This window comes from Pseudomonas sp. P20, assembly GCF_016463925.1.
In the GTDB taxonomy this organism is placed as follows: Bacteria; Pseudomonadota; Gammaproteobacteria; order Pseudomonadales; family Pseudomonadaceae; genus Pseudomonas; species Pseudomonas aeruginosa.
Window position 1 is genome coordinate 1 of sequence record NZ_JAEMVM010000040.1, and the last position, 6801, is coordinate 6801.

Below are 6801 nucleotides of genomic sequence, written 5' to 3' on the forward strand. Positions count from 1 at the left end.
TCCGGTTCACCGGTGAATCTGCCATAGCTTTCAGTCTGCTCAGTGGTCAGAAAGTCAACGGGCATATCGGCCTCCCTGCCTGACGGGCATTTAGTAACATTTTTGCAACCGTCCGAAATGTTATAAATTATCAGACATAGTAAAACGGCTTCGTTTGAGTGTCCATTAAATCGTCATTTTGGCATAATAGACACATCGTGTCTGATATTCGATTTAAGGTACATTTTATGCGAATTTTTGGTTATGCGCGGGTCTCAACCAGCCAGCAGTCCCTCGATATTCAGATCAGAGCGCTCAAAGATGCAGGGGTAAAAGCTAACCGCATCTTTACCGACAAGGCATCCGGCAGTTCAACAGATCGGGAAGGGCTGGATTTGCTGAGGATGAAGGTGGAGGAAGGTGATGTCATTCTGGTGAAGAAGCTCGACCGTCTTGGCCGCGACACCGCCGACATGATCCAACTGATAAAAGAGTTTGATGCTCAGGGTGTCGCGGTTCGGTTTATTGACGACGGGATCAGTACCGACGGTGATATGGGGCAAATGGTGGTCACCATCCTGTCGGCTGTGGCACAAGCTGAACGCCGGAGGATCCTAGAGCGCACGAATGAGGGCCGACAGGAAGCAAAGCTGAAAGGAATCAAATTTGGCCGCAGGCGTACCGTGGACAGGAACGTCGTGCTGACGCTTCATCAGAAGGGCACTGGTGCAACGGAAATTGCTCATCAGCTCAGTATTGCCCGCTCCACGGTTTATAAAATTCTTGAAGACGAAAGGGCCTCGTGATACGCCTATTTTTATAGGTGTCTGGACTCGTGGGATCATGTACCCATGCGTAGCTGGCCGCTCTTCAAGGCCAGACACGTTTTGCGTACACTGTTCCAATCCGACTCTTCACTGGCAACTCGATGACCCAGGCACTGCACAGCCAAGCCCGTACTACCCACCTGATCCGTGAGGAAATCAGGAACTCGACGCTCCCGCAGGCCGAACTGGCCAGGATGTACAACGTCACCCGCCAAACCATCCGAAAGTGGCAAAACCGCGAGTCTCCTGAAGACAAGTCGCATGCGCCGAACAAGATGTACACGACGCTCACGCCCGAGCAGGAGCTCATCGTGGTGGAGCTGCGCAAGACGTTGCTGCTGCCCACGGACGACCTGCTGGCGGTCACGCGCGAGTTCATCAATCCAGCCGTCTCGCGTGCCGGCCTGGGACGTTGCCTGCGCCGCCACGGTGTCTCGGATCTACGTAACCTGGTCGAGCAGGAAGGCACTGCGCCCGCCACGAAAAAGACCTTCAAGGACTACGAGCCGGGCTTTGTGCACATCGACATCAAGTACCTGCCGCAGATGCCCGACGAGACGGCAAGGCGCTATCTCTTCGTTGCCATCGACCGTGCTACGCGCTGGGTCTTCATCGAGCTCTATGCCGACCAGACCGATGGCAGCAGTGGCGACTTCCTCAACAAAGTCCAGCAAGCCTGTCCCGTCAAGATCGTCAAGCTTCTGACCGACAACGGCAGCCAGTTCACCGACCGCTTCACGGCTGGCGGCAAGAAGAAGGAACCCAGCGGCACACACGTGTTCGACCGCCTGTGCAAGCAGCTCGGCATCGAGCACCGGCTCATCCCGCCTCGTCATCCGCAGACCAACGGCATGGTGGAGCGCTTCAACGGTCGTATCAGCGACATCGTCAACCAGACCCGTTTTGGTTCAGCTGCCGAACTGGAATCGACGCTGCGCAATTACGTCAAGATCTACAACCACAGCATTCCGCAACGCGCGCTCCAACACAAAACACCCGTTCAGGCGCTCAAGGAATGGCATGAAAAACGCCCTGAATTGTTCAGGAAACGCGTGTATAACCAGCCGGGTCTTGACATATAGGTTAATGTCATGATAATAATGGTTTCTTAGACGTCAGGTGGCACTTTTCGGGGAAATGTGCGCGGAACCCCTATTTGTTTATTTTTCTAAATACATTCAAATATGTATCCGCTCATGAGACAATAACCCTGATAAATGCTTCAATAATATTGAAAAATGACTTCTTAACGTGAGTTTTCGTTCCACTGAGCGTCAGACCCCTAATCCCAGCTGTAGCGGCCTGATTACATCCGGCCGCTACACCTAGCTCCACCTTCAAACAAGGAATATCGTTGATGTCACTGTATCGCCGTCTAGTTCTGCTGTCTTGTCTCTCATGGCCGCTGGCTGGCTTTTCTGCCACCGCGCTGACCAACCTCGTCGCGGAACCATTCGCTAAACTCGAACAGGACTTTGGCGGCTCCATCGGTGTGTACGCGATGGATACCGGCTCAGGCGCAACTGTAAGTTACCGCGCTGAGGAGCGCTTCCCACTGTGCAGCTCATTCAAGGGCTTTCTTGCTGCCGCTGTGCTGGCTCGCAGCCAGCAGCAGGCCGGCTTGCTGGACACACCCATCCGTTACGGCAAAAATGCGCTGGTTCCGTGGTCACCCATCTCGGAAAAATATCTGACAACAGGCATGACGGTGGCGGAGCTGTCCGCGGCCGCCGTGCAATACAGTGATAACGCCGCCGCCAATTTGTTGCTGAAGGAGTTGGGCGGCCCGGCCGGGCTGACGGCCTTCATGCGCTCTATCGGCGATACCACGTTCCGTCTGGACCGCTGGGAGCTGGAGCTGAACTCCGCCATCCCAGGCGATGCGCGCGATACCTCATCGCCGCGCGCCGTGACGGAAAGCTTACAAAAACTGACACTGGGCTCTGCACTGGCTGCGCCGCAGCGGCAGCAGTTTGTTGATTGGCTAAAGGGAAACACGACCGGCAACCACCGCATCCGCGCGGCGGTGCCGGCAGACTGGGCAGTCGGAGACAAAACCGGAACCTGCGGAGTGTATGGCACGGCAAATGACTATGCCGTCGTCTGGCCCACTGGGCGCGCACCTATTGTGTTGGCCGTCTACACCCGGGCGCCTAACAAGGATGACAAGCACAGCGAGGCCGTCATCGCCGCTGCGGCTAGACTCGCGCTCGAGGGATTGGGCGTCAACGGGCAGTAAGGCTCTGAAAATCATCTATTGGCCCACCACCGCCGCCCTTGCGGGCGGCATGGATTACCAACCACTGTCACATTTAGGCTAGGAGTCTGCGCGGCAGAGCCGTGTGACCGGTTTTCTGTAGAGCACTGACGATGGCGGCGGCGCTCTCTGCAATTGGCAAGGCGTCGGCGCCAAGGATACCAATCTTGCGGCGCGCGGCGTGTTATGACGACTGGGGTGCATTTGAGCCGCCCCATTTAACCTTCGCCCTCACAGATACGCCATTCGCCTCAGATTTAGCGCCATGCAGACGAGCTTCCACTCGGCTTGCACCTTGTCCAGGCCCCTCATGCTGAACTGACGCAATCCCATCACCGCCTTGATCCAACCATTCGGAGCCTCCACGATCGACTTGCGCCGGCGGTAAGCTGCATCGCCTTGCTCCGTTTTCAATTTCGCCGCAATCGCCGCCGTATGCGGATGGGTCTTGGCATTGACCTTGGCATCTTCACGTCCCTCGCGGCCGAGGGCAACGATGACATCGCCGTGGTGATCGGCGACCTTTGCCAGAACAGCCTCACTACGGAATCCCGCATCCGCCAGCGTCTGGGCCGGCATTTCTCCGGTGTTGGCCTGAACTGCTGCCAGCATGCCCAGCAGCGCCTGACTGTCCGCGGCGCAGTTGGTCAACTCCGCCGCCACGATGATCTGGTGCTCGGCATCGACCGCTGTGTACCCGTTGTAGCTCTGCTCGGAGCCACCACCGGCGTGTTTCATGATCCGGCTGTCCGGATCGGTGAAGCTTTCCTGATCACGGTCATCCGGCACACCAAACTCGCGTTTGTACGAGCCACCGCCCTTGTCCGAGCCATCCGGATGGCGAGGCCGGCGGCCATCGTCTTCGCTGCGCCCCCGGGCCTGGTCCGCTTCACGCTGGCGCGCTTCCAGGCGCGCCTTTGCCGCCTGGATCGCCTCCAGGCGCTTCTCGCGGCGAGAAATCTCGGCAGGAATGTCCAGCTCCGGCTCGTTACGCTCCTGGTCGTCGGTAGCCTTGGCGCGATCAAGCAGCGCCTTGATCTCGCAATGCAATTCGTCCTCGGCCGGCTTCATGCGCTTATAGCTCATCGCCTTGTGGTCGCCATGTTTGGCGGCTTCGTATTCAGGTTCTTTAGAGAGATCCTTTAGATCGCCGTTCCTCACTACTGCCGGGAAGTCTCCCCAGGGAGCACGTTCGGCCTTATGTTCGGTCATGGTTTCAATCCCGGTCAGCGTCCCATATAGCCCCGAAACCTGCCAGGTGGGCCAAGATAGACCAGGCACCATAAGCAATAGGGCTAGGGTTGGTTTTGCTCACCCAACGCCTGAAGGTTCGGGTTCCCTTTCCGCTGCCTCTCTCACCAGGCAAACCAACGAGATCAGCGACATCAACGCCACTGAGAGGCTTACTAAGCCCTTTTCGTTGCCTAATCAGCTCCAACACCTCTTTGATTTCATCGGCGGTTGGAGCCTGCCAATCTTCAGCGAACGGCCTAAGCGTTTCAGGTCTAATCATGCGATAAATCCTCAAATAGCCCCGGTCAATGCCGGGGCTTTTTTATCAATGGGTAACGGTCGCGGCGGCCTCCCGATACGCCTTCAGTTCAATCAAGAGCAAGCCAAGCTCCCGCATCTTCATGCGCGGCATATGAACGGGGCGGCGGGCCGTCAGAGCGTCGCCAATGTGTTTTGCAAGTGATACAATATCCGTATTCATCGCGTTTATCCTCAAATTGACCGGTGAAAGCCCCTGTGATTGGTTGCAGCCATACCAGGGGCACCATTTCTTTTTCTACCTATGCACCTCCTTTAAGAGCCCCGGCCATCACCGGGGCTTTCTGTTGCTAGTCTATTGCGGCCAAGATGGCCTCTTTTTCGTCATGCTCACAAGCCCAATCCCGCAAGCTGTGATACAGCCTTGAAAACCGCTCCTGGTCAGCGCCTTCTGTGTGAAATGACAGATGGCTATAGAGGTAGAGGCAAGCGGTAATCCCGGCAGCATCGGCGCTCATTTGGCCACTAAAGTAGTTCATGGCCTCGATGTTCAGCATTTCATCACGACGCCCAGGAGCCATATAAAAGCCGCCGTTCGACAGCTCCCACATAAGCCAATAAGCCCCGCGATACTCGCGGCAGAGCCCTTTCATTTGCTGGTAAAGCATCGACTCGAAAACCACATAGAAACGGCCTACATAGCGGGGCATTGCAGCCATACGGCGAGGGGTGGCGACCAGGGAGCAGATCAGGGGATTAAGTTCTGTTTGCATCATCGGAGTTCTCCGGTATTGACCGTGGCGGGTGCCCGGCCTTCTGAGATATATAATAGGCCATTTTGGCCTATTGTGTCAAGCGGGTACAATAAAAAATAGGCCAAATCGGCCTACTTTTTTTCTCTCCAACTGAGCCACATTTTATTCAGCTCCAGGCTGCGGGCTGGCCAATCTGGCAGATTCACCGCATGGGCGCGGTAGTTGATCCGAGTATTCAGAGTGCAACGGGGAAAGGGGTTGGCCACCTTGCAGTAACGATAAAACAGACCGACGAGGCGAGCACCGTAACGATCACGCTCCCAGGTCAAAACGTTGTGCATATGCTCGCGGCGTTCGCGTATCCATTCTCGATAGAGTTGGTGAAAGGTGCGGTTAGCTGTGTGGATCATCGGAGTTCTCCGGTATTGACCGTGGCGGGTGCCCGGTCTTCTTAATTAAGATTATAGGCCAAAATGGCCTACTATGGCAAGAAAAAGCGCGCTCTACGTTAAAAAAATCACGTAGTCGCGGGGGATTGCCGCCAAGATTTCGCATAGCGTCGCCTGATTTCGTACGTACGAAATGGGCCACCTGGTCGAGCTGCTGCCGATGCCTGGTGAGTTGGCCACCTGGTTGATTTCCTTCTGGCGTCCAGATCTGAACTTGGCCACCTGGTCGAGCTGCTGCCGGATCTAAAGGTGGAATATTAAGCAGGTAGTGATAGACTGAGATCCAGCATGGCTATACGCCTGCTAACCCCTCAAAAGAAAGCAGCCTCTAGGGCTGCCATCCGTTACGAAATCTCACTCACTTTGAAATAGCCATCTAAACGGCTTTACACCTGGCCGCCTGAAGGGCAACCGCTGAGGCTTCGCCATTAGTAATAGGGGAGGGACTTGTCTCACTGTTTTGTTGAGGTGAAGGCTTGCCCAGGCGATACCATTTAGCCCGGCTCATGCCCATAGCTTCCCAGGGCTTTTGCCTGCTCAATGAGTTGGCTTCATAGGCTTCACGCTCAAGCTGGCCAGCGGCGCGGCGACGTTCTTCATCACGCAGTCTATCGCGCTCTCTGCGGCGCTTCTGAGCCTCGTCAGTGCTGATAATCGTCTTCAGTTGCTCTTGTTCTTGCTGTGAGATCTGGAATAGGTTGATCAGCGTGTCGTTTTTGGGCGTGTATAGCGGTGCAAACGACTTTCCGCCGAACTCGACACGTTCCCCAGCCTCATAGGATTTCGCCTTGCTGTAGAGCGTCATAAGCTCTTTGGAGCGGTAAGACCAACGAGTATCCAGCTCGGAGGAAAGAGCGGCGGCCTCATGGTACATCTGGGCGCTGTTTGTTGCCCCGGAGAGAAGGAGAAAGTTAAGACGCCAGAAAAGATGCCTCATTCGCTCGCCTTCGTTGATTCCACCTCTGAGCTGGCCCAACTTGCGTAGGTCTTCCAGGGGGAACCGCAGAATTCGGAAAAAATCGGGCACTGTTGCAAAGTTAGCG

At 55.8% G+C, this 6801-nt stretch carries 6 protein-coding genes and 2 pseudogenes; 3 read left to right on the top strand and 5 right to left on the bottom strand.

The features are described 5' to 3' along the window. The first annotated feature begins 227 nt into the window (after positions 1–227). The 3 genes from JHD77_RS30205 to JHD77_RS30215 all read left to right on the top strand — a co-directional run bounded on the left by JHD77_RS30205 (position 228) and on the right by JHD77_RS30215 (position 3045). Positions 228–785 carry a recombinase family protein gene (locus JHD77_RS30205; RefSeq protein WP_001217881.1) on the top strand — a complete coding sequence of 186 codons (558 nt, stop codon included), beginning with the start codon at positions 228–230 and terminating at the stop codon, positions 783–785. A 122-nt stretch (positions 786–907) separates the two neighbouring features. Then, entirely contained in the window at positions 908–1888 is a 981-nt protein-coding gene (locus JHD77_RS30210; protein ID WP_013213985.1) for an IS481-like element ISKpn27 family transposase, read from the top strand. Positions 1889–2163: 275 nt separating this feature from the next. Then, positions 2164–3045, top strand: coding sequence for a carbapenem-hydrolyzing class A beta-lactamase KPC-2 (locus JHD77_RS30215; protein WP_004199234.1), 882 nt, complete (start codon positions 2164–2166; stop codon positions 3043–3045). A 249-nt stretch (positions 3046–3294) separates the two neighbouring features. On the opposite strand, the pseudogene JHD77_RS30220 reads toward JHD77_RS30215, so the two are convergent. The 5 genes and pseudogenes from JHD77_RS30220 to JHD77_RS30245 all read right to left on the bottom strand — a co-directional run. Continuing rightward, positions 3295–4158: pseudogene (locus JHD77_RS30220) on the bottom strand (IS1182-like element ISKpn6 family transposase); the annotation flags it as partial. Positions 4159–4621: 463 nt separating this feature from the next. Then, entirely contained in the window at positions 4622–4777 is a 156-nt protein-coding gene (locus JHD77_RS30230) for a hypothetical protein (RefSeq protein WP_013213988.1), read from the bottom strand. 127 nt (positions 4778–4904) lie between these two features. Then, positions 4905–5330, bottom strand: a complete 426-nt coding sequence (locus tag JHD77_RS30235; protein ID WP_013213989.1) for an antirestriction protein — start codon at positions 5328–5330, stop codon at positions 4905–4907. 110 nt (positions 5331–5440) lie between these two features. Then, entirely contained in the window at positions 5441–5719 is a 279-nt protein-coding gene (locus JHD77_RS30240) for a hypothetical protein (RefSeq protein ID WP_013213990.1), read from the bottom strand. 415 nt (positions 5720–6134) lie between these two features. Further along, positions 6135–6801, bottom strand: a pseudogene (locus JHD77_RS30245) (hypothetical protein); the annotation flags it as partial.